We start from the raw sequence: 26,783 nt of genomic DNA, 5'->3' as shown, positions 1-26,783 counted from the left end.
GGCGATGCAATGAGGGCGTAGCGGCGCTGTGCCCCTACTACTGACAGGCCTCGCAAGAGCCGTCCATGGCGCAGGCGGCCTCCGCCTGCAGCTCCGCCTCCGCCGCCTCTACCCAGCGAGGCCGTTGGGCCGCCTTGTTCACCCGCACCGTCGCCGGCTCGGCCCGCATACGAGGCATCACGTAGCAGTAATAGGTGGCCTTGAGGCCCTTCCGCCAGGCATGCAGGTAGACCTCCGCCAGATCGGTCGGGGTCTCGGAGGTGAAGTAGAGGCTGCGGCTGATGCCCATATCCACCCATTTCTGGGCCCGGGCCGCGATCTCCAGCAGGGCCTCGGGACGGATCTGGAAGGCGGTGGGGAAGCGGCGGCGCACTGGCTCCGGGATCTCCGGGATGGCCCACGCATCGCCCTGGGTCTCCACCAGCCGCTCTCGAACCCGTTCCCAGAGCCCCAGGGTCTTCAACGCCTCCACCAGGGCCGGGTTGAACTCGACAAAGCGACCGGAGAGAGTGGTCCGGACAAACAGGTTGCTGAAATAGGGGTCCAGGCTGGGGCTGGTGCCGGCGATCAAGGCGATGGTCGCGGTGGGGGCGATGGCCATCACCGCGCCGTTGCGGATCCCCGCGCGCAGGGCGTCCCGGAGGGCCGTCCAATCCAGCCACCCCCCTCGATCCACCTCGATGGCCCGCCTGCGTTCCCGCTCCAGATCCTCCAGGGTGTCGAAGGGCAAACGACCCTTCGACCACTCGCTGCCCGGGAAGCGGGGGAAGGGTCCGCGCTCCCGGGCCAGGGCGCAGCTGGCCCGGATGGCGTGGAAGGAGAGCTGCTCGACGAGGCGGTCGGCCCACTCCGCGGCCTCCGGGTCGTTGAAGGAGAGGCCCTGGCGGCTCAGGAGCTCCGCGAACCCCATGCAGCCCAGTCCCACCGGCCGGTTCAGGAGGTTGCTTCGGCGGGCGCGCTCTGAGGGATACAGGTTCAGGTCGATCACGTTGTCCAGGGCCCGCATGGCGATCTCGACGGTGCGGGCCAGCTCTGCCTCGTCCAGGGACCCATCGGCGTTCAGGTGGCGGGCGAGGTTCACGCTGCCCAGGTTGCAAACGGCGATCTCCTCCGGACAGGTGGGCAGCGCCACTTCTGTGCACAGGTTTAGGGAATGGATGATCCCTGCGTGGCGCAGCATGCTGCGCAGATTGCTGCTGTCCTTGAAGGTGATCCAGGGATGGCCGGTCTCCAGCAGGGCGTCCAGGATCCGCAAATACAGCTCCCGGGCCCGCACCTTGCGCCATGCGCGACGGGGGATCTCCCCCCGCTCCGCCCGGGCGATGTGCTCCTCATAGCGCCTCCGGAAGGCCTCGCCGTAGAGGTCCACCAAGTCCCCCGCATACAAGGGGTCGAACAGATACCAGTCCGCGTCGGCCTCCACTCGCTCCATGAAGGCGTCTGGGATCCAAAGGGCGGTGTCCAGCGATGGGGTGCGCTGATAGGGATCGCCCGTGTTCCGGCGCAGGTCCAGGAAAGCCTCGATTTCCAGATGCCAGGGTTCCAGATACGCGGCCATGGTCCCGCGCCGCCGCCCTCCCTGGTTGATCGCGTGGATCAGGGCGTCGTAGAGGTGCAGGAAGGGGATGAGCCCGCCGCTGCGGCCGTTGATCCCTCGCACCGGGGCGCCGGCGGCCCGGATGCGGGACACAGAAGCCCCGATGCCCCCTGCGTATTTGGCCAGCATCCCGAAGGTGGCCGCGGCGTCCAGGATGTGCTCCAAGCTGTCCAGCACCTCGTAGAGATAGCATGAGGCCAGCTGGTGATGGGGGGTGCCGCTGTTGAACAGGGTGGGGGTGCTGGGGAGGAAACGCAGGGTGCTCATCCGCTCGTAAAACCGCAGGGCCCACTCCTCGCGATCCGTCTCCCGAAGGGCTAAACCCATGGCCACCCGCATCCACATGAACTGAGGCAGCTCCAGAACCTGACGGGTCTCCGGGTCTCGGACCAGATAACGATCGAAGAGGGTGGCCAGCCCTACGTAGGGAAGCAAGGCATCCCGCCGGGGATCCAGCGCCCGCGCCAGTCGGTCGAGATCGTAGGTGAGGAGATCCGGGTGCAAGGCCCCGCGTCGCACTCCCTCTCGAATGTAGGCCGGGAAGGCGGCAGTGTAGTCCGTGTAGTCCGGGTCCTCGGTGCCCAGGGCCTCCAGGAGGATGCGCCGGCGCATGAGGGCGGCGGCGGCCCGCTCGTAGAGGGGTTCCTCCCAGATCCGTGCGGTGATCGACAGGAGCAGCGCCTCCAGGGCCTGCGGCGGATCCAGCGCCTCCACCCCGCTTTCCCAGGCCTCCTGTAGGATCGGAGCCCAGAGGTCCTCCGGCAGCCCGGTCTCCTGGAAGACGCGACGAAGCGTCGTCCGCTCCTGGGGCACGATCCGCATCGCCATCGTGTCCTCCTGTGAGGAAAGGATGGCGCGGGAGCACCGCCGGCATAGGAGCAAAGCCTCCCCGAAAACAGGAGGCTGCGTCATCGCCCTCCCGCGAGGCGATGCCCGCCGAAGGGGAGGATGGGCCGGTCTTCGGGCTTCCGGATCCTCCTACTCGCCGCGCCTTCCCAGAGGGGGTCCTCCAGTGGCGTGTCGCGCGGCCTGGAGGGGCCGCGCCGGAGCGGCTTTCGTCCCCGGTTACCGCTGCGGGGCAGCGCCGGCCTCCCACCGGACTTCCCGCCACCCATCCCGCAACCTTGCCGGCTTGCCGCCCATTATATCCGGCGGTGGTCGGGTGTCAAGTCCGAGCCACGTCTGGGTGTGTCCCAGGATCGTTGGAGGCCCAGGCAGATGTAGGCCAACTGCTCACAGTCGGCCTATATGGATGGGCGAGGGCATGGCCCTCGTCCGCTCAACCCGACGAAATTGGGACGCACTCCTACGTCTTCCTGCGGCGGGCACGTGGGCGGGTCGCCTGTCGCTCCCGCCGGATCTCGCGGATCGCTTGCAGGAGGTCCTCGCGGCGGATGCGCAGGGTCTGGTAGCGCTCTGGCTTCAGCTCGGAGATGGAGATCCCCTGGGAGGCGGCGAAGGCCTCCAGGGCCAGGTAGGCGGCGCGGGCGCAGACGGCTGCGATCTCCGCCCCGCTGAACCCGCGGGTCTTCGCCGCCAGCTCCGCCAGGGAGACCGCCGGGTCCAGGGGCCGGCGACGCAGGTGGACCCGGAAGATCTCCTCCCGCGCCTTCCGATCGGGGAGGGGGATCACGATCTTGCGGTCGAAGCGCCCGGGCCGCAGCAGGGCGGGATCGAGGTCCTGGGGCCGGTTCGTGGCCCCCAGCACGATCATCCCGGAGAGGGGGGTCAGGCCGTCCATCTCGGTGCAGAGCTGGGCGAAAGCCCGGCGGGTTTCCTCGTGGGCCCCCTCCCGGCGCGGGCAGAAGCCGTCGATCTCATCGATGAACACCAGCACCGGCCGCCCCTGCGCCGCCTCCCTCCGCGCCTCCGCGAAGACCTCCGCGATGCGGCGAGCGCTCTCCCCATACCACATCGAGAAGACATCGGGCGGGGTGAGGACCAGGAAGACGGCCTCGCTCCGCCGGGCGAGGACGCGGGCCAGGGTGGTCTTGCCCGTCCCGGGGGGGCCGATCAGCAACACCCCCTTGGGGGGCTGCAGGTCCAGGTGTCGGAAGACCCCCGGGTTGCGCAGGAGCTCGATGATCCAGTTCTGCAGCTCCGCCCGCACCGCCTCCAGTCCGCCCAGATCCTCCCAGTCCACCTCTCCCACGTCCACGGCGGCGGAGGAAGAGGAGGCGCGCACCCGGGGCCGCCGCCCCACGGTGCGCGCCAGCAGGGCGCTGAGCTCCTCCGCCAGGGCGGGGGGCGTCTCCACTCGCAGCTTTCCCTCCCACACGTTCTCCCAATCCAGGCTGATCCACCCCTCATCGATGTAGACCTCAATGCGGGCCTTCAAGGGGATCAGGCGCCCGGAGGGATGCAGAGCGAAGACGGGAGCGGACCCCTCCGGCCCTTGGATGCGGGTCATGGTAGCCCGCTGGCGGAGCTGGTCGAGCAGCCGGATCATGCCGGAGAGCGAGGGCTGGGGGACGTAGATGACCATCGGCTCCTGCAGGTGGGCCTGCAGGAACGCCTCCACCCGAGCCAGGTCGGCCGGGGCGCAGCGGATGCGGACGGTTAAGTTCTCGCTGAACCCCGGCTCCAGTTGGATGCGGCAGAGGGCTCCGTCGATCTCCGCCTTCATTACCGCCCGAATGGGGTAGACGAACCCGTCCGGGTCCTGGTGGAGCTGGGGCGCGCCATCCGGCTGGCCCTGGAAATCCCAGCGTTCGCCCAGCAGGACCACCTTCCCCTGCTGCAGGAGGCGCTCGTAGAAGGCGCGGGCGACGCGGTGGAGCCCCTTCACCTGACGGACCAGGGCGACCTCCCGCGCGGCGATGGGCCCCGGCGTGGCGCTCGAGGAAGGGCCCGGGGAGGGAGGAAGCGGGGCGAGGGGATCTTGCTCGGTCTCGCTCATGGCGGCGCTCCTTCCATCAACGTTAACGTTATTCCATCACCCGGAAAGGATTGAGAGAAATGTCGACGCCAAAGACGTCCACCCCCTCCCAGCGTTTGAGGGCCTGGGCCAGGGCGGCGGAGAGGGACGAGACCGGGAACTCGTAAGGGATCCAGGTCCCAATTCGGAGGAGAGGACTCATGGTTCAGCATGCCACAAGCGGGGCATTCGTCAAGAGGAGGAGCGTATGGAGGGAGAAGCCTGCCCGGTGTGGGAGCAGGGAAGATCTCGGGCGGCGAGGGTGGCAAGAAGGAACAATGGCCTTCCCCCGCCGCCCGCTTCGGCCCGGAGGACTCAGGGGTGGGTGGTTCCGTGGAACTGTTCGGCTTCTGTGGAGCCGGCGAGGGCGACCGTGGCGGATGCCCCGCGGGTGACCGCCAGCACCACGGCGTCGAAGTAGCCGGTCCCCACCTCCCGCTGGTGGCGGACCGCGGTGTATCCCTCCGCCTCCCGGGCGAACTCCGCCTCCTGGAGGCGGACGTAAGCAGACATCCCCTCCTGGCGGTAAGAGCGGGCCAGCTCAAAGGTGTGCAGGTTGAGCAGATGCCAGCCGGCCAGGGTGATGAACTGGAACTTGTAGCCCATGGCGGCGAGCTCCCGCTGGAAGCGGGCGATGGCGAGGTCATCCAGGTGGCGTTTCCAGTTGAAAGAGGGCGAGCAGTTGTAGGCCAGGAGCTTGCCCGGGAACGCCGCGTGGATGGCCTCGGCGAACCGCCGGGCCTCCTCCAAATCCGGCCGGGAGGTCTCAAACCAGAGCAGATCCGCGTAGGGGGCGTAGGCGAGAGCGCGGGCGATGGCGCTCTCCAGCCCACCCCGCACGACGAAATACCCCTCTGGGGTCCGCTCCCCGGTCAGGAAGGGACGGTCGCGCTCGTCGATGTCGCTGGTGAGCAGGGTGGCGCTCAACGCATCGGTGCGGGCGATGAGCAGGGTGGGCACATCCAGGACGTCGGCGGCCAGCCGGGCGGCGTTCAGGATGCGGATGAACTGGCCGGTGGGGATCAGAACCTTTCCCCCGAGATGGCCACATTTCTTCTCCGCCGCCAGCTGGTCCTCGAAGTGCACCCCGGCCGCCCCCGCCTCGATCATCGCCTTCATCAGCTCGAAAGCGTGGATGATCCCTCCGAACCCGGCCTCGGCGTCAGCGACGATGGGGACCAGCCAGTCGCGCTCCCGGCGCCCCTCCACCCAATCGATCTGATCCGCTCGCAACAGGGCGTTCTGGATCCGGCGGACCAGGGCAGGGACGCTGTTGACGGGATAGAGGCTCTGATCCGGGTAGGTCTGCCCCGCCAGATTGGCGTCGGCGGCCACCTGCCAGCCGCTCACGTAGATCGCTTTCAGCCCGGCGCGGACCATCTGCACGGCCTGAGCTCCGGTCAGGGCGCCGAAGGTGGCGACGTAGGGCTCCGTGTGCAGGAGCTGCCAGAGCCGCTCCGCCCCGCGGCGGGCCAGCGTGTATTCGATCCGCACGGATCCCCGCAGGCGGACGACATCCAGGGCTGTGTAATCGCGACGGATGCCCTTCCAGCGCGGATCCGTTGCCCAGCGCTGCTCCAGCGCCTCCGCTTCCGCCATCCACAGCGTGCCGTCACGGGCCATCGCTTCCCTCCTGTCCGGATGTTCACACGTGGGACGAGACCGGTTCCTCGAGATAAGCCATCCCCGGTTCGGTGAGGAAAGGGATGAAGCGCTCCGCTTCCACCAGGAGGTCCAGCAGCCCCTGAGCTTCCCGGAGGCGGAAGCCTTCCTCCGAGCTCGCCTGCTCGAGGGCGGCGATCTCCTGATCTCGAAGGACGTGGTAGAGGGTTCGATCCACCCTGCGCCCATCGTCCAGGCGGGCGCCGTGGTGGCGCCACTGCCAGATCTGGGAGCGGGCGATCTCTGCGGTGGCGGTGTCCTCCATTCGGTTGAAGATGGCCACCGCGCCGCGCCCGGCCAGCCAGGCCCCCAGGTATTGCAGCGCGACGGAGATGTTGTTCCGCAGCCCTTCTTCCGTGATCGGACCCTCTGGGACCTGCAGCAACATCTCCGGCGTCACCTCGCCCTCCGGGAGGCGATGGCGCTGGTCCGGCCCCTGCAGGGCCTCCCGGAAGATCTCCTGGACCACCGGGACGAGGCCCGGATGGGCGACCCAGGCGCCGTCGAAGCCCATCCCGACCTCCCAGGTTTTATCCGCCCGCACCTCCGCGAAGGCCCGCTCGTTGGCAGCGGGGTCCCGGCGGGGGATGTAAGCGGACATCCCGCCGATGGCGTGGGCGCCCCGCCGATGGGCGACCTGCACCAGCCGTTGGGCGGCGGCCCGGAGGAAGGGGGTGGCGGGCACAGTGAGCCGGCTGCGATCGGGGAGGACCATCGCCGGATCGTGGGCGAAGACCTTGATCATGCTGAAGATGTAGTCCCACCGGCCCAGGTTCAGCGCCGTGATCCGCTCCCGCAGCGCATACAGGATCTCCTCCATCTCAAAGGCCGCCAGGATATGCTCGATGAGGACGGAGACGCGGATGGCGCCGCGGGGCAGATCCAACCGGTCCTCCGCGGCCTCGCAGACCTGGTTCCAGAAACGGGCTTCGTGGTAGCCCTCCAGCTTGGGCAGATAGAGGTAGGGGCCGCTCCCGCGCGCCAGGAGCTCCTGGGCGTTGTGAAAGAGGAACAGCCCGAGGTCGAACAGCGCCCCGGCGACCGGCCGGCCGTCCACGCGCATGCGGGGCTCGTTCAAATGCAGCCCGCGCGGGCGCACCATCAGCGTGGCCGTCTCCTCCGCCAGGCGATATTCCCGTCCGTCGGGCGCGACGTAACGGATGGTCCGCCGCACCGCCTCCCGAAGGTTCCATTGCCCATAAAGCATGTTCGTCCAGGTCGGGACGTTCGCATCCTCGAAATCCGCCATGAAGACCTGGGCCCCGGAGTTGAGGGCGTTGATCACCATCTTGCGATCCGTCGGCCCGGTGATCTCCACCCATCGGCAGCGCAGGTCCTTCGGAGGCGGGGCCACTCGCCAGTCCGCCGCGCGGATCGCCTGCGTCTCCGAGGGAAAGTCCGGGCGTTCCCCGGCCGCCAGACGGGCATAGCGCTCCCGGCGTTGGGCCAGCAGGCGCTGCCGCTCCTCTTCGAAGGCGCGGGCCAGCTCGGCGACGAAGGCCACCGCCTCCGGGGTCAGGATCTCCGCGAAGGGCTCTTCCACGGGTCCCCGGATCTCGATCCCCTCCAGCGCCGCGCGCATCCGACCTTCCTCCGGGATAGGATGCCGCCACCTGTTGTGGCGGCGGTTGTCCTCATCGTATCCGCCCGGGTCGGTCCTCACAACGGTCTTTCGAGGGGTCGAGCCGCGCCGGCAGGAGGGCGGCCCCGGCCGACCGAAGGTGGGGAAGCCTCCCCCGCCGAAGGGCGAGGATCGGGCCTGCTGGGAAAGGTCGCGGGCGGGTCGGAAAGCCAGGGACGTTTAGGAGGATTAGTCTGGGGGAAGGCGGCTGGAGCGGGCAGTGAAATAAAAGCGGGCGGCCTCCGTTCGATTGCGCACGCCCAGCTTCTGGAAGATGTTCTGCAGGTGGAACTTCACTGTGGCCACCCGGACGCCGAGGCGTCGGGCGATCTGGGCGTTGCTCAGGCCCTCCGCCACCAGAGCCAGGATCTCGCGCTCGCGTGCGGTGAGGGCCCCCAGTCCCTCGGGGATCTGCCGGCTGAGCCAGCGCCGCGCGGCCTGGGGGAAGACCAGATGGCCCTGGGCAACCTGCCGGATGGCCGTGAGGGTCTGCTGAGGCGGCTCCGTCTTCAACACAAACCCGTCGGCCTCGCGCTCGATGGCCATCTGGATGAACTCCCCGTCCCCGAAGGCGGTGAGGATGAGCACCCGGGTTCCAGGGCTGGCCCGGCGGATGGCCTCCAGGCAATCCCATCCGGAGAGGCCGGGCATCTGGAGATCCAGCACCACCACATCCGGGCGATGGCGCTCCACGATGGGGATCAGCTCCGCCCCATCGGTCACCGCCGCAACGACTTCCATGTCCTCCTCGGCCCGGAGCATGGCGCGCAAGCCCTCCAGGACGAGGGGATGATCGTCGGCCAACACGACCCGGATCCGACGGGGAAGCCCGCTCTTCCCTTTCAGCATGGCAGCCACACCCGGATGGAGGTTCCGCGGCCTGGGGCGCTCTCGATCTCGAACCGTCCGCCCAACAGCTCCGCCCGATCCCGCATGCCCCGCAGCCCGAAGTGGCGCATGGCCTCGGGGGAGGGGTTCTCTAAATAGCGACCCGGATCGAACCCCTGGCCTTCATCGCGCACCTCCAGCCAGAGCCCGTGGGGTTCGCCGCGCAAGCGGACGGTGTAGCGGGAGACGCCGGCGTAGCGGGCCGCGTTGTTCAGCGCCTCTTGGAGCAGCCGGTAGAGGGCGATCTTGACCGGGAGCGGAGGCGCGGGGAGATTCCCCTCCACCTCCAGATGGACCTCGTGGCCGGTGAGGACTTCGTGCTGAAGGATCAGGCCGTGGACCATCGCCAGCAGCGGGCGGTGTTCGAACTCCGGGGGGCGGAAGGCCCCGATGAAAGTGCGGATCTCGGTGAGGGAGCGCTCCAAGAGCCCGGCCGTCTGCTCCAGGCGACGGCGCATCGTCCGGCCCCGTGGTCCGGCGCGCAGCAGCAACTGGATCTGGGAGAGAGCGGCGAAGATGTCCTGGACCGGGCCGTCGTGGATGTCCAGGACGATGCGGCAGAGCTCCTGCTCCTGGACGTGGAGCAGGCGGCGGGAGGCCTGCTGCTCCCGCGCCAGCCGAAGGAGGGCCGCCGCCGTTCGAAGGAGGGCGGGCATGGCGACCGGATCATCGGGCTCCGGCTTCGGCTCCCGGGCCCAGACCAATCCCAGCTCCCCGATTTCCACGTCTCCCTCCTCGAGTGGGAACCGGCGGACAAAACAGGCCGCGGCTGCCTCCGGCTCCCTCGCTCCCGCCAGGAGCGTTTCCGCCGCTCCCAGCCATCCGGGGCGGGCAGCGAGCCATCCGCGGTCGGCGCGAAGCCATGTGATCGCCAGCCGGAGTAACTCCCCAGCAGCCACCCGCACCGGCTCTCCGGGCTCGATGGTCTCCCCTGAGCGCATCGCGTTTCTCCTCCCAGTTCAGACCTTCAGGTCCATGTCGGACCGATTCGGCTGCTCCGGGATTTCGGCGAAGGGGGATGGCCCTTTCTTCTATAATAATGGGCTTTCCTTGCGCGAGCAGATCCACAGCGTGCTGCCCCCTTGCTTTCCATAAGGCCTCCGGAAGCAGGGACCCCAGGGCTTGACAAAATCCGCTGTTTCCAATAATATGATATATGATTCATCTGTCATATTCCAGAGAAGGGGATGGCACGAGCGCCGGTGACGGTTCGAGGGGAGCAGACCCGCCGCCGGTTGCTGGAGGCGGCGGAGGAAGTCTTCGGGGAGCTGGGGTTCCGCCGAGCCTCGATCGCGGAGATCGTCCGGCGCGCCGGGGTGGCCCAAGGCACCTTTTACCTCTATTTCGATTCCAAAGAGGAGATCTTCCGCGCTCTGGTCCGCCATATGAGCCATGAGCTCCGCAAGTTCATCGCGATGGCCGTGGCGAGCCTCCAGGATCGTCTGGAGATCGAGCGCGAGGGTTATCGGGCCTTTTTCCGCTTTGTCCTCCAGCACCGCTTTCTCTACCGAATCGTCCTGGAGAGCCAGTTCGTGGATGAGGAGGTGTATCGGGAATACTACCGGCGCCTGGCGGAGGGGTATGCCCGGGGTCTGGCCCGAGCCATGGAGGCCGGTCAGATCCGCCGGATGGATCCGGAGACGCTGGCGTATTGCCTGATGGGGATCGCGCATCTGCTGGGGATGCGCTGGGTGCTGTGGGAGAACCGGGAGCCCCCTGAGGAGGTGATCGAGGCTGCGATGGACTTCATCCGCCATGGCATTGCCCTTCCCCCGAAAGGAGCAGCGGATGCCTCACGTGAGGGTGGATGACCTCCAGCTGTTCTATGTGGAGCAGGGCCGTGGGGAAGCGGTGGTCTTCATCCCCGGCCTGGGCGGCGACCATCATCTCTGGCATCGCCAGCTGCCCGCCTTCGCCCAGCATTTCCGGACCATCGCCCTTGACCCGCGGGGCGCGGGCCAGTCGGACAAACTCGACCTCCCTTACACCATCGAGGAGATGGCGGATGATGTGGCGGGGTTGCTGGAGGCCCTGGGGATCGAGAGGGCCCATGTCGTCGGCGCTTCCATGGGCGGCTTTATCGCCCAGATGTTCGCCCTGCGTCATCCGCATCGGCTCGGCCGGCTGATCCTCTGCTGCACCTCCTTCGGCGGCCCGAACGTGGTCCCCATGCCGCCTGAGAGCCTCACTGTCTTCACCCAACGGACCGGCGATCCGGCGACGGACTTGCGGCGCTTGTGGGCGGTCTCTGTGACAGAGCGATTCCTCCGTGAGCATCCTGAGGTCTTGGAGGAATATGTGGCCTGGCGGGTTGCTCATCCCCAGCCGCTTTATGCCTACCAGCGCCAGCTGGCCGCCGCCCTCGCCTTTAATGTAGAAAGTCGTGTCCACGAGATCCAGGCGCCTGTCCTCATCGCCCACGGGATGGAAGATCGTGTGGTCCCGGTGGAGAACGCCCGACGGTTGCACGCGCGCATCCCGGGCAGCCGTCTGGTCCTCTTTCCGGAAGCGGGTCATCTCTTCTTCATCGAGCGGGCGGAGGAGTTCAACCGCGTGGCCATCGCCTTCCTAAAAGGAGAGGAGCCTTCAGGATGATCCCGGCGGTTGATTGGCTGGCGAAACGGGCACGGCTATCTCCCAGCCGGATGGCGTTGATGGAGGCATCCACCGGAAGGTGGATTTCATATGCGGAGTGGAACCAGCGGGTCAACCGGGCAGCGAACGCCCTGGGCGCCCTGGGTCTGCGCAAAGGAGACATCCTCGCGATCCTTTCCACGAATCGGCTGGAATATCTCGATCTGCTCTTCGCATGTAACAAGACCGGTGTGATCCTGCAGGCCCTTAACACGAGGCTGGCTGTCCCGGAGCTACAGGCTCTTTTGCAGGACATTCCTCCTCGCGCCCTGATCTACAGCGGGGATCTTTCCGAGAAAGCAGCTACGCTGGGGGATGCAGCCTCGGTGATGATTGCCCTGGACGAGCCCGTCCGAGGCGGGCATCGCGTGTGGGGGGAGCTGCTCAAGCAGGCCTCGGACCGGCCGCCGGATCCGGTTCCGCTGGATCTGGAGGATCCATGGGTGCTGTGCTACACCGGCGGGACCACGGGGCTGCCCAAGGCGGCGATCCTCACTTATGGCACGATCACCTGGAACGCCGTCAACACGGTGATGAGCTGGGGGCTTCAGCCCGACGACGTGGCCATCCTGAACGCCCCCCTTTTCCACACCGGCGGCCTTAATGTCTTCACCACCCCTCTGGTTCATATCGGTGGTGCCTCCATCCTCTGCGCAGCCTTCGATCCGGACCAGGTGTTCGATCTGCTGGAGCGGGAGCGGGTCACCCTTTTCTTCGGCGTGCCCACCATGTTCATCCGCCTGCAGCAGCATCCCCGGTGGGAACGGGCGGATTTCTCCCGCTGCCGTATTGTGATCAGCGGCGGCGCCCCGTGTCCGATGCCGGTTTTCGAGCGCTTTTTCGAGAAAGGGGTGCCCTTCAAGACCGGATACGGCCTGACCGAGGCCGGACCGAACAACTTCTGGTTGCCGGACGAGAAGGCCCGTCACAAGCCGGGCTCCGTTGGAAGCCCGCTCTTCCACGTCGAGGTCCGGGTGGTTCGAGACGGCCGGGAAGTCGGACCGGGCGAGGTGGGGGAGCTGTGGATCCGGGGCCCCCATGTAATCCCGGGCTACTGGAACCGGCCGGAGGAGACCGCGCGGACCATCGTGGGGGGCTGGTTGCGGACGGGGGATCTGGCCATGGCGGATGAGGAAGGAGATTTCTACATCGTCGGCCGGATCAAGGATGTGATCATCTCGGGAGGGGAGAACATCTACCCGGCGGAGGTGGAGAGCGTCATGCTGGGCCACCCCGAGGTGATCGAGGCCGCTCTCATCGGGGTGCCGGACCCGGAGTGGGGAGAGGTGGGACGGGCCATCGTGGTGCGCCGGCCGGGAAGCGCCCTGACGGAGGAAGCGCTCTTGGTCTATCTGCGCTCCCAGCTGGCAGGTTATAAGATCCCGAAATCCGTGGTCTTTGTGGAGGAGCTGCCGAAAACCGGTGCGGGGAAGATCGACAAGAATGCCCTCCGGCAACGATATGGAGGATAGCCGGCAGGTCAATTTTAAGGAGGGGCCAATGGGGCGGGTGGCCGTGGTGACCGGGGCGGCGAGCGGGATCGGGCGGGCCATCGCCGAGCGGCTGGCCCGGGGTGGGGATCAGGTGGTGGTCGCCGACATCCAGGCGGAGCGCGGGCAGGCGGTGGCCCGCTCCATCGGGGGTCTTTTCCTCTGCGTCGACTTGCGCCGCCGCGAGGATTGCCGTCGCCTCATCGCGGAGACCCTGGAGCGCTTCGGAGCCCTGCACATCCTGATCAACAACGCGGGCTTCCAGCACATCGACCCCATCGAGGCGTTCCCAGAGGAGATTTGGGAGGCCATGCTGGCCGTGATGCTGACCGCCCCCTTCCTGCTCATCAAATACGCCTGGCCGGCCATGAAAGCCCAGCGCTGGGGGCGGATCGTGAACATCGCCTCGATCCACGGCCTGGTGGCCTCGCCCTTCAAGAGCGCCTATGTGGCCGCCAAACACGGCCTGATCGGCCTCACCCGTGTGGCGGCCCTGGAGGGAGGACCTTACGGCATCACGGCGAACGCGATCTGCCCTGCCTACGTGCGCACCCCCTTGGTGGAGAACCAGATTCAGGATCAGGCACGGATGCGAGGGCTTCCCCCCGAAGAGGTGGTGGAGAAGGTCATGCTGGAGCCAGCGGCCATCCGTCGCCTGATCGAGCCCGAGGAGGTGGCCGCCCTGGTCGCCTATCTGTGCTCCGAGGAGGCCTCGGCGGTCACCGGGGCCGCCTGGACCATCGATCTGGGCTGGACAGCTCGTTGAAGGGAGAGAGGGGGAGTTTTATTCCGACTCAGGGAGGGAGTGATGCGAATGCCCCATCTGGAAGGGATCCGTTGTGAGCAGATCCATACCCCGCGCTTGACCTTCCACGTTCTCTTCGCTGGTCCGCCGGATGGCGAGCCGGTGGTCTTCCTCCACGGCAATGTCTCCTCCGCGACCTTCTGGGAGGAAACGATGCTCACCCTGCCGCCTGGCTTCCGGGCCATCGCCCCCGACCTGCGGGGCTATGGGGAATCGGAGCGGCGGCCGGTGGACGCCACGCGCGGGCTTCGGGATTTCAGCGACGACGTGCATGCGCTGGTAGAGACCATGGGCCTGGCGCGTTTCCATCTGGTCGGCCACTCAATGGGTGGTGGAATCGCCATGCAATACGCCATCGATCACGCCGAGCGGATCTTCTCCCTCACGCTGGTTGACCCGCTCTCGCCCTATGGGTTCGGCGGCACGAAGGATCCGGAGGGCACGCCGTGCTGGCCGGACTATGCGGGCTCGGGGGGTGGGACGGCGAACCCGGAGTTCGTGCGCCGGCTGGCGGCAGGGGATCGAGGCGAGGAGAGCGATTTCTCCCCGCGTCGCGTGCTCCGCGCCTTCTATGGGAAAGCGCCCTTCCTCCATCCCCGGGAGGACATCCTGGTGGAATCGATGGTGCGCACCGCTGTGGGCGAGGAGAACTATCCCGGTGATTTCCAGATCTCCGCTAACTGGCCGGGAATCGCTCCCGGAACCCGCGGGGTGAACAACGCCATGAGCCCGAAGTATTGCAACCTGAGCGCCCTGGCGGCGATCGACCCCAAGCCGCCTATCCTCTGGATCCGGGGGGCGGAGGATGTCGTCGTCTCGGATCATTCCCTGTTTGATTTCGGCTACCTTGGATCCATCGGCCTCGTCCCCGGCTGGCCCGGAGAGGCAATCTATCCCCCTCAGCCGATGGTCGCCCAAACCCGCCGGGTGCTGGAGCGGTATGAGGCGGCCGGAGGCCGATATCAGGAGGAAGAGATCCCCGATGCCGGCCACACCCCTTATCTGGAGCGCCCGGAGGTCTTCCAGGAGATCCTCCACGCTTACTTGAGGAGGTGAAGCCATTATGTATGGCGTTGGCTACTGGATTTATAAGCATGCCCATCTCCATCCCGAGCGGGAGGCATTGGTTACGCCAACCAGCCGTTATACCTATGGAGCGCTGAATTTTGAGGCGAATCGCGCAGCGCATGCACTGCGAGCCATGGGTCTGCGGGAAGGGGATCGAATAGGAATACTCTCCATGAACGATCCCCGTTTCCTGTTCTTGCTTTTCGGTGCCGCCAAGATCGGGCTGATCGTGGTTCCGCTGAACTACCGTTTGGCTGTCCCAGAGCTTCTCTATCAGATCCAGGATGCAGGAGTGCGCATTCTGTTTGTGGGGCTCGAACAGGCTTCGATGATTGAGCCACTTCGTGCCCAGGGCTCTCTGGAAGAAGTTGTCGTTCTTGCTGAAGAGTCGGTAGAAGGAGCGCTGTCTTACGTCTCTTGGGTTGCAGGCCACCCAGAGCATGAGCCCGGGAATCCTCTCTCCTGGGATCTTCCCCTTCTGATCGTCTACACCTCCGGAACCACGGGGCGTCCCAAAGGGGCGGTGTTGACACATGCCAACCAATTCTGGAACGCGATGAACGATATCATCGCCCTCCGTATCACAGCAGAGGACACAACCCTCACCCTTCTTCCTTTAGTTCATGTTGGGGGTATCGGCCTCTTCACTTTACCCACCTTGCTGGTGGGTGGGCGTGTGGTGATGCCTCGGCGTTTTGATCCTGATGAGGCCCTTCGGTTGATCGAGCAGGAAAGGGTGACCATCGTGATGGGCGTGCCCACAATCTTTCAGATGCTACTCAGTTCGCCCCTCTTCGATCGAACGGATTTGTCCAGTGTGCGGGCCTTCTACAACGGCGGTGATCGCTGTCCGCTGGAGGTTGTGGAGGCCTTTCGAAAGCGGGGTTTGCCTTTCGGGGGTGGCTATGGGCTGACCGAGACGTCCCCTACAGCGTTCATGCTGGAGCCGGAGGAATTCGAACAGGGAACCCGGTCCCTGGGCTTCATCGGCAAGCCGGCCTTCTTCACCGAAGCTCGCATCGTAACCCCTGAAGGTCATGAAGCGAAGCCGGGCGAAGTCGGGGAGCTTTGGCTGCGTGGTCCCAACATCTTTTCGGGATACTGGAACCTCCCGGACGCGACCGTGGATGCTTTCCGGGATGGCTGGTTTCGAACAGGAGATCTAGCTTACCGTGATGAGAAGGGATTCACCTACATTGTTGGGCGTCTGAAAGAGATGTTTAAGAGCGGGGGTCTCAATGTATATCCAGCGGAGGTAGAAGCAGTGTTGGCGCAGCATCCTGCTGTTCAAGAGGTATGCGTCATTGGGGTGCCGGATCCGAAATGGGGAGAGGTGGGGCGGGCTGTGGTGGTTTTGCGTCCGGGTTGGAAAGCGGAGCCGGAGGAGTTGTTGGCCTGGTGTGAGGGGCGCCTGGCTCGTTATAAGATCCCCAAGTCCGTGGTTTTCGTTGAGGCCCTGCCTCGGAATGCACTGGGGAAAATCGTGCGTTCCGAAGTGAAGGCTCGTTATGGGGGGACGTCATGACCGTGATCGGCATCGCCGGGCTGGGCGTCTATCTCCCGGAGCGGGCAATGACCGCAGGGGAGCTGGCCGCGGCCTCCGGCATCCCCGAGGAGGTCATCCGCGTCAAGTTCGGCCTGAACCAGAAGCGCATCGCGGATGTGTCGGGAAAGGGGGAGACGGTCTCCATGATGGCCGCCGAGGCCAGCCGGCGCGCCCTCCAGGACGCCGGGGTTCCGCCGGAGGAGGTGGACGCCTTGATCTACTTCGGGAGCATGCATAAGGATTACTACGTGTGGCTGGCCGCGCCCCGTATCCAGGCGCTTCTGGGGGCCCATCGGGCCTATGCCTTCGAGATCTGCGGGACCTCGGCCGGGCTCCCTTTCGCCATGAAGGCGGCTCGAAGCATGATGCTGGCCGATCCCTCCCTGCGCCACGTCCTGCTGGTAGCGGCCTCCAACGAGTCCATGCTCCTGGATTACACCAACCACCGCGCCCGCTTTATGTTCAACTTCGGCGACGGGGCGGCGGCCTGTTTGCTCCGGCGGGATCACCCCTTCAACGTGGTGCTGGAATCCGCATTGCGCACCGACGGCCGTTTCGCCGAGTTCGTGCGGGTCCCGGCGGGCGGCTCCGTGCTCCCGCCCAGCCACGAGACCGTGGAGCGGCGCCTGCATTATTTCGATGTCACGGATCCGGTCCAGATGAAGGCCATGCTGGATCCCATCACCCTCGATTATTTCGTAGGGGTGGTACGGGAGGCCATCGCTCGGAGCGGATGTCATGGCCCCGATTTCCTGATCCCGCTGCACACCAAGCGTTCCCTCTTCGAGGCCCTGCTCTCTACTCTGGGTTTAGCGGAATCCCAGGCGATCTACCTTTCGGATTACGGGCATCTTTCCGCGGCGGATCCCCTGCTCGGTCTTTACCTGGCGCGAGAGGCGGGCCGTCTGCGGAACGGCGATGTGGTGGTGCTGCTGAGTGCCGGCACGGGATACTCCTGGGGTGCCACCGTGCTCCGGTGGGGAGGTCCTCATGGTTGAGCTGCGGATTGGCGCCACCGCCTCATGGACGAAGACGATCACTCGCGCGGATGTAGAGGCCTTCGCGGCGCTGACCGGGGACGATAATCCGTTGCATCTGGATGAGGAGTTCGCCCGAAACACTCGCTTCGGCCGGCCCATCGCCCACGGGATGCTGGTGGCGGGGCTGATCTCCGCCGTCCTGGGGCGGATATTGCCGGGTCCGGGGACGATCTACCTCCGCCAGACTTTGGAGTTCCTCCGGCCGGTCTACCTTGGTGACACGGTCACCGCGGTGGTGGAGGTGGTCCGAATCCGAGAGGACAAGCCGGTGATCACCCTGGCGACACGCTGCCTCAACCAGCACGGCGAGGAGGTGTTGCGCGGGGAAGCAGTCGTTCTGGCTCCGGGAGGCGATCTTCGGCGTCCTGCCGATGATCAGCGAACCTGAACAGAAGGAGGTGGGAGATGAAGTGTTACCGCCTGGTAGGATGGATAGTTCTCCTGTTGCTGGCCGGGGCCTGCGCGGCGCCGGTGGCACCCTCGCCGACGCCCACCGCGGCACCTGCCCCGGCCACGCCCACGGTGGCCCCCATCCCATCCCCAACACCGGGCAAGCCGCTGAAGATCGGCCTGCTCACCGACCGCTCCGGCTCCCTGGCGCTCTATGGACCCATGCTGGAGAACGGCTTCATGCTGGGCCTGGAATACGCCACCGGCGGGACGATGGAGGTGGCGGGCCGCCCCATCCAAGTCATCGTCCGCGACAATGCCAGCGACCCGGAGAAAGGGGTGGCCCAGGCCCGCGAGCTCATCGAGGCTGAGGGCGTGGAGATCTTAGTCGGAGCCCCCAGCTCCGGCGTCACCCTGGCCGTCCAGAAGGTGGCCGAGGAGCACAAAGTCATCCTGATCGCGGAGCCGGCGGCCAGCCCGGACATCACCGGCAAGAACTTCAATCCCTACACCTTCCGGACCAGCCGGACCAGCGTGCAGGATGCCCTGACGATGGGCAAGGCCCTGATCGAGATGGGCAAGACCTTCGTGCAGATCGCCCCGGATTATGCCTTCGGCCATGGCTCCGCTCGTGCGTTTTACAACGTGGTCAAAAGCCTGGGCGGCCGCTTCACCATCAACGACACCCCTGAGGGCGCAGGGACGATCTTCATCCCTCTGGAGACCACGGATTTCACCCCTTACCTCCAGCGGGTGCTGGATGCGAACGCGGAGGTCCTCATCGTGACCTGGGCCGGCGCAGGGTTTGTGCCGCTCTTTCAGCAGATGCAGGATCTGGGGATCTTCCAGAAGATGACGGTGGCCACCGGGATGGGGGACAACCAGAGCATCGCCTCTGGCTATGCTTCCGCGGTGGGAGCGGTCGGCGTGAGTGTCTATCACTACACGTTGCCTAAGAACCCGGTCAACGACTGGCTGGTGAAGCGTCACCAGGAGAAGTTCGGGACGCCGCCTGATCTCTTCACCGCAGGTGGCATGGCCGCGGCGATCATGGTGGTCGAGGGGCTGAAGAAAACCAACGGCGATGCCCGGGCGGAGGCCTTGATCCCCGTCTTCGAGGGCATGACCTTCCAGGGCCCAAAGGGCACTTACATCATCCGTCCCTATGACCACGTTGCCCTGCAGCCCATGTATTTGGTCCGTCTGAAGGATCCCAAGGATCCCCAGTTCCGGTTCTTCGAGCTGATCAAGGAGTTCTCGCCGGAGGAGACAGCGCCGCCGTGCATGCTGGAGGGTCCCTATCAGGAGCGCTGTCCCAAACCGTAGGCGGTGAGGGGCGGGCAGCTGAGGGGCACGGGGCGCTGCCCGCCCTCACCGGGGCGAACCCTTCTCGAGGATAAAGGCGAAGGTAGGATCCGGCAAGCGAAGGGGGCCGACCAAGGTCCAGGGAGGGGAGGGATGCCAGGGGGGATTCTTCTGGAGACCCGGGAATTGACAAAGGATTTCGGAGGGTTGCGGGCGGTGGATCGAGTGAATCTGCGGGTGGAGGTGGGCGCCATCCACGCCCTCATCGGGCCCAACGGAGCCGGCAAGTCCACGCTCTTCAACCTGATCGGAGGCGCATTGCGTCCCAGCGCCGGCCGCATCTTCTACCGAGGCCAGGACATCACGGATCTCCCCCCTTACCGTCGGGCGCATCTGGGGATCGGCCGCGCCTATCAGCTCATTCATGTCTTCCCCAACCTGAGCGTCCTGGAGAACGTGCGATTGGCCGCCCAGGCCCTGGGGCCTGATAACTTCCGCTTCTGGGTCCCGGCCGGCCGGCTCCACCGGTATCTGGATCGGGCCTGGGCGGTGCTGCATGAGATCGGCATGGCGGAGCTGGCTGATCTCCCGGCCCGTATCCTCTCCCACGGGCATCGGCGGTGGCTGGAGATCGCGATGCTCCTGGCTCAGGAGCCGGAGCTCATGCTGCTGGACGAGCCGGCGGCCGGGATGGCCCTCGAGCAGATCCCTCGGCTGATCCGCCTCATTGAGGAGATCCACCAGCGGCGAGGGCGGACCATCCTCCTGATCGAGCACAAGATCGACCTGGTGATGCGCTTGGCCCATCGGGTAACCGTCCTCCATCACGGGCGCGTGCTGGCGGAAGGCACCCCGGAGGAGATCGCCCGCGATGAGGAAGTCCAACGCGCATACTTGGGGGAACGGACATGGATGCCGTCCTCGAATTGAAGGAGGTTCATACGTTCGTTGGGTCCTTTCACATCCTGAAGGGGGTTTCTTTCGCGGTGAAGGCAGGAAGCCTGACTGTCCTGCTGGGCCGAAACGGAGTGGGAAAGACCACCACCCTGCGCACCATCATGGGCCTCTGGCCGGCCACCCAGGGAAGCATATGGTTCCTGGGGGAGGAACTCCGGGGGCGTCCCACCGATGAGATCGCGCGGCGGGGCATTGGCTACGTTCCGGAGCATCGGGCGATCTTCCGGAGCCTTACGGTGGAGGAAAACCTGAAGCTGGCAGAGCGGCGCCGGGGGGATCTGGCCCGGCGGGCAGACTGGATCTTCCATCTTTTCCCGGACCTGAAGGCAGCGCTGAAAAAGCCCGCTGGCCTTTTATCCGGTGGCCAGCAGCAGATGCTGGCCATCGCCCGCGCCCTGGTCCCGGAGAACCGCCTTCTCCTCATCGATGAGCCCAGCGAGGGCTTAGCCCCGATGCTGGTGGAGCAGGTGATGGATGCCATCCACAAGCTGCGCGGGGAGGTGTCGATCCTCTTGGTGGAGCAGAACTTTCACGCCGTCCAGCATGTGGCGGACCATTACCTCCTGATGGAGGACGGGAGGGTGGTGCGAAGCGGACCGATGGCGGAGTTGCGGGAAAACCGAGGATGGCTCGAGCGCTATTTGGGAGTAACCCTATGAAGGGAACATGGGTGATCGCTCTGGTCCTCCTGGCTCTCGTGGGGCTCCCTGCCCTCTTCCTCCCTTCTCCGGTCTGGGCCTCTGTGGTGCTCTCTGGCCTCACCCTGGCCTCCTTGTTCTTCTTGGTCGCCTCCGGACTCTCTCTGATCTTCGGGATGATGGATGTGATCAATTTTGCGCATGGCACGCTGTTTATGCTGGGAGCTTACATCGGCTGGACTGCTTACCAGAACCCGCGCCTGTTGCTCAATGGGATCCCGTTATGGCTGGCCCTGGGGGCTGGGATCGCGACGGGGCAGGCCACAGCGGGCCGGCTGTCAGTGCCCCGGACGCTCTCCGGTTTGGGGATGGTCGGGCTGGGAGCCCTGGCGTTCTGGAACTACAACCTCGGGAAGCTGGTCGCCTTCGGGAGCACAGTGCCCGGCGGCTCGATCCCCACCCCGCTTGCCCAGGAGCCGTTGGGGATCGTCTTCGCCCGCATGGGGGCCATGGGGCTGGCAGGTCTGTGCGGTGGATGGCTGTTGGGGCGTCGCGCCACGTCTTTGCGTCGCGCGGGGGCCCTTTCCGCCGGCCTGTTGGGGCTGGGCATCCTGATGCTGATCGGCCGGGAGCCCTTGGAGCGCTGGATCCTGGGAAGTCCGGCGGATCTCCGGTTCCTCATAGCGCTTTTCGCCGGGACCCTGGCCGGCGGCGCCCTAGGCGCTGGAATAGAGGCTACGCTGATTCGTCCTCTTTACGCCCGCCCGATCTATCAGGTCCTCCTGACCCTGGGCTTGTCCTACGTGGGCACGGAATTGGTGCGGGTGGTCTGGGGACCCGGGAACTATGCTCCGCTGCCGCGTCCCTCTCTCTTCGCCGCGCCGTGCCTGGCGTCATCCATCGGGGAGTGGCTGAGTCAAGGATGTGCCTCCTTGGACGTGCTGGGGCGTCCTTTCCCTACCTATCGGCTGCTGATCATTGGCGTGGGGATCGCGATGTGGGCCGGGATCGGCCTGTGGTTGCGATGGACCCGTGTCGGCATGGCAGTGCGGGCCGCCGTGGAGGATCGGGAGATGGTGGAAGCCCTGGGGATCCCGGTGCGGCGGCTGTTCACCGGGGTGTTCGCCATGGGCTCTGCCCTGGCGGCGTTGGGCGGCGTGGTGGCTACCCCGTTCCTGGGCCTGAGCCCAGCGATGGGGCTGGAGTTCCTGCTCCAGGCCTTCATCGCGGTGATCATCGGCGGCATGGGGCACTACGGGGGTGCCGCGGCGGGGGCGATGCTGGTGGGTCTGGCCCGGGCCTTCGGGGACTACCTGGTCACAGTGGGGATCGCGCTCCCCGGCATGGCGGAGGCGCTACGCTTCTCCCCGGCTGTTGCCCGGGCCTCCACCGTGCTGATCATGGCGGTGGTCCTCCTGATCCGACCGAGCGGCCTGTTCGGTCAGAAAACCAGCTCACCAACCTGATAATGAGCGGCCGGGTCCTCCTTGGAATGCTGCGGTGAGGAAATCCCAGGAGGCAGCGCGGATGGAGCGAATCGGAGGACGGTGGATGAGCCTTTCGCCGCTTCAAGCGCTCCGGCGATGGATCCAACCGCACATAGGATGGCTGATCGGTCTGGGCATCCTGGTCGGGTTGCCCTTCATGCTCAGCGGGGTTTTCCGTGAGCCTGTGGAATCTGGATGGCCACGCTTCCTCCAGGGCCTGCTGATCCGCGTCTACCTGATGGCGGTCTACGCCCTCAGCTACGACCTCCTGATCGGTTACACGGGCGTTCTGTCTTTCGGCCACGCGCTGTTCTTCGGCGGCGGGGCCTATGCCACGGGCATCCTGCTCAAGCATCTCCATGCCTCCCTTCCGATCGCCCTGCTATCCACAGTGCTCCTCGCGGTAGTGCTCAGCGGGATTGTGGGCGTCCTCTCCTTACGGGTTCGCGGGGTCTATCTGGCGATGGTGACCCTGGCGCTGGCTCAAGCCGCTTTCATCCTGAGCGAGGCTCCGGATTTCCGGCAATACACGGGTGCCGAGGATGGCCTTCAGGGCATCCCCGTCCCGGCCTGGCTGGATCCGGCGGTGCATCGCCTGCGGTTCTACTATGTGGCTCTGTTTTTCATGGTGGGGGCCTATTTCCTGGCGCGACGGCTGGTGGATTCTCCCACCGGCCGGGTCTGGGTTGCCTTGCGGGAGAACGAGGAGCGCGCGGTCGCGCTGGGCTATTCCCCCTTCGTCTTCCGGTTGCTGGCCTTCGTGTTCTCCGGGACGTTGGCCGCCCTGGCGGGATCGCTGAACGCTTTGCTGAACAAAAACGCCACCCCTTCGCTCCTGAGCGTGAACACCACGATCCAGGCGTTGTTGATGACCTTGGTGGGTGGGGTGGGGACCCTGAGCGGCCCGATGTTCGGCGCGGCGTTGCTGGAGCTCGTCGGCTATCTGTTCAATCGGATGTTCGGCCCCATCTGGTTCCTGCTGTTCGGTCTTTTCTACGTGATCATCGTGCTGTCTTTCCCCCAGGGGCTGGTCGGCACTTGGCGACAGAGGTGGTCCCTTCACCGCCCCTTTACGCACAGGAACCTGCGGGCCCCATCCCCTCGTGGGGGGTGAGTCCGAACGATCGAGCCCTCGCACGTCCCTCAACCTCCCCGGTCCTAAAGCCCGGGCCGAAAGGGTTGACAGGCCCGAAAACCCTGTTTATAATCGCCTCGAACGTAGTTGCATAAAATGCACATTTGCTCATGTGGGGCAGAGGAAGGCTTGGGGCTTGTGGGCGGCGAGCGGGAATCCTTCCGGCGCGTGGGATGGGGATGCCTCGGAGGACGTCTTCTCTGTTTCCGACCCGTGAGGAGCTGCTGGCCTATGTGGCCAGCCTGTATTACCAGCGCGGCTGGGATCAGGCCCGCATCGCCCGGCGGCTGGGGCTGAGCCGCTCTATGGTCTCCCGCCTCCTCAGCGAGGCGCGGCGCAAGGGCATCGTCCAGATCCACATCCGGTGGCCCGTGAAAACCGTCCCCCACCTGGAAAGCCAGCTGATGGAGGCCTTCTCCCTACAGGGCGCCCGCGTCCTGGATGCGGAGAACTCCTCCTACCGGGAGCTGCTCGGCCAGCTGGGGAAGCTGGCCGCTCTCGAGGTGCTCCCCCACCTCCGGGACGGGATGACGGTGGCCGTCACCTGGGGGACCACCCTGTGGGAGGTGGTCCAGGCACTTCCTTCCTCCTCGTATCCACGGCTGCGGATTGTCCAGTGCCTGGGGGCCCTGGGGGGGCGCCAACCCTGTGATACCCCGGCCATCGTCCGCAAGCTGGCGGAGACCCTGGGGGCTCAGGGGTATTACCTGCATGCGCCGGTGATGGTAGAGCGCGAGGAGGTGGCCCAGCGCCTGCTGGAGGAGCGGGCCATCCAGGAGGTCCTGGACCTGGCCCGGAGCGCCGATCTGTTGCTGGTAGGCATCGGGACGACCCAGGCCGAGGCCTCCTCGCTGAAGCGCGCCGGCTATCTCTCGGACGAGGACTTGGCGGAGCTGCGCCGGCGGGGCGCTGTGGGCTACCTCTGCGGCCGGTATCTGGACCTGAACGGGTGCCCGGTGAGCACGCCCTTCGATCGAAGGACCATCGGCCTCACCCTGGAGGATATCCGGCGCATCCCCTGTGTGATCGCAGTGGCCGGAGGGACGGTGAAGGCCCCGGCGATCCTGGCGGCCCTGCGCAGCGGCCTGATCGACATCCTGATCACGGACAAAGGGGCGGCCACGGAGGTCCTGAACCTTCATCTCCAAAGGTCCCCGGAGGCCCGCGGATGAACGGCGAGGCGGTGACAGAACGATCGGGCGGGATCCTGGAGGCCATGGCCCAGGTCCGGGTGATCCCGGTGGCGACTCTGGAAAGCGAGGCGGAGGCCCGCATCCTGGCGGACGCCTTGCAGGAGGCCGGGATCCCGCTCCTGGAGGTGACCTTCCGCACCGCGGTGGCCTCCGAGGTGATCCGATATCTGCGGCGAGCCGATCCGCTTCTACGCATCGGGGCGGGGACCATCCTTTCTCCAGAGCAGGCGGAGCAGGCAGTGGCCGCAGGGGCGGAGTTCCTGGTCTCCCCGGGGTGGGAGCCTGAGCTGGGGCGCTGGTGCCGGGAGCGGAGGATCCTCCTGATCCCGGGGGTGGCGACTCCCTCAGAGGTCATGGCCGCCTGGCGGCAGGGGTGGGAGGTGCTCAAGTTCTTCCCCGCTGAGGCCATGGGCGGGGTGCGGACCCTGGAGGCCCTGGCGCCGGTCTTCCCCCAGATTCGCTTCATCCCCACCGGAGGAATCCAGGCGCGGAACCTTCAGGATTACCTGCGCCTGCCCAACGTGCTCGCCTGCGCCGGCACTTGGCTGGCGGATCGCCGTCTGATCCGCGAAGGACAGAAGGAGGAGCTGATCCGCCGGGCCCGGGAGGCCCGGGCCCTCGCCGGCGAGATGGCGCGCGTTCCGTGATCCCAAAGCGGAGGGGAGCCCTGTGGCGATCATTCGGACGGTGACCGGCGATATCCCCCCGGAATCCCTGGGGGTTTGCTACGCCCATGAGCATGTCTTCTGCCGGCCCCCGGTGGAGGATGCGGACCTGATCCTGGACCGCGAGGATGTCGCCATCGAGGAGCTGCGCGGGTTCCGGGAAGCGGGCGGGCAGGCGCTGGTGGAGATGTCCCCACCCGATTACGGCCGCGACGTCCAGGCCCTGTATCGGATCTCCCAGGCGGCCGGCGTGTATCTGATCGCGGCCACCGGCCACCACAAGGAGGCCTTCTCCGGCCCCTGGGTGGAAGGGCGCTCGGTCCACGAGCTGGCCGATCGGTTCGTGCGGGAGATCGTGGAGGGCATCGACGGGACGGGGATCCGGGCCGGGGTCATCAAGGCCGGCAGCAGCCTGAATCGCATCACGCCGAACGAGGAGAAGGTCTTCCGGGCTGCCGCCATCGCCCATCGCCTCACCGGGGCGCCCATCTCCACCCACACCGAGGCGGGCACCATGGGCCTGGAGCAAGTGGCCCTCCTGCGGTCGGAAGGGGTGGATCCGGCGCGGGTGATCATCGGGCACGTCGACCGCCGGATGGAATGGGAGTATCACTTGGCCCTGGCCCGGGCGGGGGTTTACCTGAGCTACGACCAGATCAGCAAGGAGAAATACGCGCCGGATCGCCTCCGGGTCGAGTTCATCCGACGTCTGATCGCCGAGGGCTACGGGAAGCAGATCCTGCTAGGCGGGGATATGGCACGCAAGTCCTACTGGCCCAGCTATGGGACCGGAGGCGGGCCGGGGCTCACGTATATCCTGTTGCGCTTCGTCCCGTGGCTGCGCTCGGAGGGGGTGCCGGAGGAGGCGATCCGGGATCTCCTGATCCACAACCCGGCGCAGGCGCTGGCCATCGGATAAGCGGTCCAGGACATCAAGCATCGAAACCTTCAGCGAGGGCAGGAGGAGGTGCACCGTGAGCGGGAAGCCACCGATCCGGGTCGTGGCGGCTTGTGGGCTGGGGACCGGGACCGCCCTCTACCTGAAGATGACGGTGGAGGAGATCCTGAAAAAGGCGGGCATCCCGGCGGTGGTGGAGACGGCCGACGCCACCCTGGCGCCTACTATCTCGGCCGACATCATCGTCACCGGCCCGGACCTGGCGGAGATGTTCCACCAGCGGGCCCGGGCCCGGGAGATCGTGGCGGTCACCAACTACGGGAACAAAGCGGAGATCCAGGAGAAGCTGCTAGCCGCCGTGCGGCGGCTGGAGGGGTAAGCCCGTGGATTTCCTGGAGGCCCTGGACGGGCGCATCCGCATCCTGGAGCGCGTGAGCTCCTGGGAAGAGGCAGTTCGGATCAGCGGGGAGCTCCTGGCTGCCGACGGCCTGGTCACACCTTCGTATGTGGATCACATGGTTCGGACTTGTCAGGAGCTGGGCCCTTACATCGCCATTGCCCCTGGGGTGGCCATCCCCCACGCCCGGCCGGAGGATGGGGCCAACGGCCTGGGCCTGTCCCTGGTGGTGGTTCGGGAGGGCGTTCGTTTCGGATCGCACAACGATCCCGTTCGCGTGCTCATCGCTTTTGCGACTCCCGATCGATCGGCTCACATCGATCTCCTGCGCCAGCTGGCAGAGCTCTTGGCGCGGGCTGACGCGCTCGCGCAAGCGGCCGCGCGCCTGGGAACCCCCGAGCAATGGAAGGAGTTGGTGCGGTCCTTGATCCAGAACCCCCCATAGGAGGT

Annotated in this window: 25 protein-coding genes, 1 pseudogene and 1 riboswitch; of the genes and pseudogenes, 19 read left to right on the top strand and 7 right to left on the bottom strand. The window is 66.3% G+C overall.

Annotation, left to right across the window (positions count from 1 at the left end; genetic code table 11):
* Positions 1 to 37 precede the first annotated feature (37 nt).
* The 7 genes from CFB18_RS14680 to CFB18_RS14655 all read right to left on the bottom strand — a co-directional run bounded on the left by CFB18_RS14680 (position 38) and on the right by CFB18_RS14655 (position 9,626).
* Positions 38 to 2,425 (bottom strand): ribonucleoside-diphosphate reductase subunit alpha, encoded by a 2,388-nt coding sequence (locus CFB18_RS14680; RefSeq protein WP_200808249.1) that lies wholly within the window; start codon positions 2,423 to 2,425, stop codon positions 38 to 40.
* A 106-nt stretch (positions 2,426 to 2,531) separates the two neighbouring features.
* A riboswitch (cobalamin riboswitch) is annotated at positions 2,532 to 2,727 on the bottom strand.
* Positions 2,728 to 2,903: 176 nt separating this feature from the next.
* On the bottom strand, positions 2,904 to 4,496 hold the full coding sequence (locus tag CFB18_RS14675; RefSeq protein ID WP_088572546.1) for an ATP-binding protein: 1,593 nt from the start codon (positions 4,494 to 4,496) through the stop codon (positions 2,904 to 2,906).
* Between the two features lie 28 nt (positions 4,497 to 4,524).
* Entirely contained in the window at positions 4,525 to 4,677 is a 153-nt protein-coding gene (locus CFB18_RS15490; protein ID WP_159461798.1) for a hypothetical protein, read from the bottom strand.
* Between the two features lie 152 nt (positions 4,678 to 4,829).
* Entirely contained in the window at positions 4,830 to 6,137 is a 1,308-nt protein-coding gene (aceA, locus tag CFB18_RS14670) for an isocitrate lyase (RefSeq protein ID WP_234977069.1), read from the bottom strand.
* Between the two features lie 22 nt (positions 6,138 to 6,159).
* Positions 6,160 to 7,758, bottom strand: coding sequence for a malate synthase A (gene aceB, locus CFB18_RS14665; RefSeq protein ID WP_088572545.1), 1,599 nt, complete (start codon positions 7,756 to 7,758; stop codon positions 6,160 to 6,162).
* 228 nt (positions 7,759 to 7,986) lie between these two features.
* Positions 7,987 to 8,646, bottom strand: a complete 660-nt coding sequence (locus CFB18_RS14660; protein WP_088572544.1) for a response regulator — start codon at positions 8,644 to 8,646, stop codon at positions 7,987 to 7,989.
* Entirely contained in the window at positions 8,640 to 9,626 is a 987-nt protein-coding gene (locus tag CFB18_RS14655) for a sensor histidine kinase (RefSeq protein ID WP_088572543.1), read from the bottom strand. The genes CFB18_RS14660 and CFB18_RS14655 overlap by 7 nt, the downstream gene beginning before the upstream one ends.
* 246 nt (positions 9,627 to 9,872) lie before the next feature.
* On the opposite strand from CFB18_RS14655, the gene CFB18_RS14650 reads away from it, so the two are divergent.
* From CFB18_RS14650 to CFB18_RS14565, 19 genes and pseudogenes are all read left to right on the top strand, one after another.
* Positions 9,873 to 10,496, top strand: coding sequence for a TetR/AcrR family transcriptional regulator (locus tag CFB18_RS14650; RefSeq protein ID WP_088572542.1), 624 nt, complete (start codon positions 9,873 to 9,875; stop codon positions 10,494 to 10,496).
* On the top strand, positions 10,474 to 11,280 hold the full coding sequence (locus tag CFB18_RS14645; protein WP_159461797.1) for an alpha/beta fold hydrolase: 807 nt from the start codon (positions 10,474 to 10,476) through the stop codon (positions 11,278 to 11,280). The genes CFB18_RS14650 and CFB18_RS14645 overlap by 23 nt, the downstream gene beginning before the upstream one ends.
* Entirely contained in the window at positions 11,277 to 12,791 is a 1,515-nt protein-coding gene (locus tag CFB18_RS14640) for an acyl-CoA synthetase (RefSeq protein ID WP_088572540.1), read from the top strand. Before CFB18_RS14645 ends, CFB18_RS14640 begins: the two co-directional genes overlap by 4 nt.
* A gap of 28 nt (positions 12,792 to 12,819) precedes the next feature.
* A complete protein-coding gene (locus CFB18_RS14635) occupies positions 12,820 to 13,575 on the top strand; it encodes a 3-hydroxybutyrate dehydrogenase (RefSeq protein WP_088572539.1) in 756 nt (251 codons plus the stop codon).
* A 42-nt stretch (positions 13,576 to 13,617) separates the two neighbouring features.
* Entirely contained in the window at positions 13,618 to 14,670 is a 1,053-nt protein-coding gene (locus CFB18_RS14630; protein WP_200808247.1) for an alpha/beta fold hydrolase, read from the top strand.
* A gap of 7 nt (positions 14,671 to 14,677) precedes the next feature.
* Positions 14,678 to 16,207 carry a long-chain-fatty-acid--CoA ligase gene (locus CFB18_RS14625; RefSeq protein WP_088572538.1) on the top strand — a complete coding sequence of 510 codons (1,530 nt, stop codon included), beginning with the start codon at positions 14,678 to 14,680 and terminating at the stop codon, positions 16,205 to 16,207.
* Positions 16,204 to 17,226 carry a 3-oxoacyl-ACP synthase gene (locus CFB18_RS14620; protein WP_088572537.1) on the top strand — a complete coding sequence of 341 codons (1,023 nt, stop codon included), beginning with the start codon at positions 16,204 to 16,206 and terminating at the stop codon, positions 17,224 to 17,226. Before CFB18_RS14625 ends, CFB18_RS14620 begins: the two co-directional genes overlap by 4 nt.
* Positions 17,219 to 17,656: a MaoC family dehydratase gene (locus tag CFB18_RS14615; protein WP_088572536.1), complete on the top strand. Its 438-nt coding sequence runs from the start codon at positions 17,219 to 17,221 to the stop codon at positions 17,654 to 17,656. Before CFB18_RS14620 ends, CFB18_RS14615 begins: the two co-directional genes overlap by 8 nt.
* 17 nt (positions 17,657 to 17,673) lie before the next feature.
* Positions 17,674 to 18,984, top strand: coding sequence for a substrate-binding domain-containing protein (locus tag CFB18_RS14610; RefSeq protein WP_088572535.1), 1,311 nt, complete (start codon positions 17,674 to 17,676; stop codon positions 18,982 to 18,984).
* Between the two features lie 132 nt (positions 18,985 to 19,116).
* Positions 19,117 to 19,893 (top strand): ABC transporter ATP-binding protein, encoded by a 777-nt coding sequence (locus CFB18_RS14605; RefSeq protein WP_088572534.1) that lies wholly within the window; start codon positions 19,117 to 19,119, stop codon positions 19,891 to 19,893.
* A complete protein-coding gene (locus CFB18_RS14600) occupies positions 19,872 to 20,579 on the top strand; it encodes an ABC transporter ATP-binding protein (RefSeq protein ID WP_088572533.1) in 708 nt (235 codons plus the stop codon). The genes CFB18_RS14605 and CFB18_RS14600 overlap by 22 nt, the downstream gene beginning before the upstream one ends.
* Before the next feature lie 83 nt (positions 20,580 to 20,662).
* Positions 20,663 to 20,827, top strand: a pseudogene (locus CFB18_RS16660) (ABC transporter permease subunit); the annotation flags it as partial.
* Between the two features lie 99 nt (positions 20,828 to 20,926).
* Positions 20,927 to 22,024, top strand: a complete 1,098-nt coding sequence (locus CFB18_RS14595; protein WP_407084020.1) for a branched-chain amino acid ABC transporter permease — start codon at positions 20,927 to 20,929, stop codon at positions 22,022 to 22,024.
* A gap of 61 nt (positions 22,025 to 22,085) precedes the next feature.
* Positions 22,086 to 23,159 carry a branched-chain amino acid ABC transporter permease gene (locus CFB18_RS14590; RefSeq protein WP_088572531.1) on the top strand — a complete coding sequence of 358 codons (1,074 nt, stop codon included), beginning with the start codon at positions 22,086 to 22,088 and terminating at the stop codon, positions 23,157 to 23,159.
* A 200-nt stretch (positions 23,160 to 23,359) separates the two neighbouring features.
* A complete protein-coding gene (locus CFB18_RS14585) occupies positions 23,360 to 24,352 on the top strand; it encodes a sugar-binding transcriptional regulator (RefSeq protein ID WP_159461796.1) in 993 nt (330 codons plus the stop codon).
* Entirely contained in the window at positions 24,349 to 25,020 is a 672-nt protein-coding gene (gene eda / locus CFB18_RS14580; protein ID WP_088572529.1) for a bifunctional 4-hydroxy-2-oxoglutarate aldolase/2-dehydro-3-deoxy-phosphogluconate aldolase, read from the top strand. The genes CFB18_RS14585 and eda overlap by 4 nt, the downstream gene beginning before the upstream one ends.
* Before the next feature lie 22 nt (positions 25,021 to 25,042).
* Positions 25,043 to 25,957 (top strand): phosphotriesterase family protein, encoded by a 915-nt coding sequence (locus CFB18_RS14575; RefSeq protein WP_088572528.1) that lies wholly within the window; start codon positions 25,043 to 25,045, stop codon positions 25,955 to 25,957.
* Between the two features lie 55 nt (positions 25,958 to 26,012).
* Positions 26,013 to 26,315 carry a PTS sugar transporter subunit IIB gene (locus tag CFB18_RS14570; protein ID WP_159461795.1) on the top strand — a complete coding sequence of 101 codons (303 nt, stop codon included), beginning with the start codon at positions 26,013 to 26,015 and terminating at the stop codon, positions 26,313 to 26,315.
* 4 nt (positions 26,316 to 26,319) lie between these two features.
* Positions 26,320 to 26,778, top strand: a complete 459-nt coding sequence (locus CFB18_RS14565; protein WP_088572526.1) for a PTS sugar transporter subunit IIA — start codon at positions 26,320 to 26,322, stop codon at positions 26,776 to 26,778.
* The last annotated feature ends 5 nt before the right edge of the window (positions 26,779 to 26,783 follow it).

Origin of the sequence: Thermoflexus hugenholtzii JAD2 (assembly GCF_900187885.1) — a bacterium.
In the GTDB taxonomy this organism is placed as follows: domain Bacteria; phylum Chloroflexota; class Anaerolineae; order Thermoflexales; family Thermoflexaceae; genus Thermoflexus; species Thermoflexus hugenholtzii.
The sequence above is the reverse complement of the archived record's forward strand: the minus strand, read 5'-3'. Positions and strand labels throughout refer to the sequence as shown.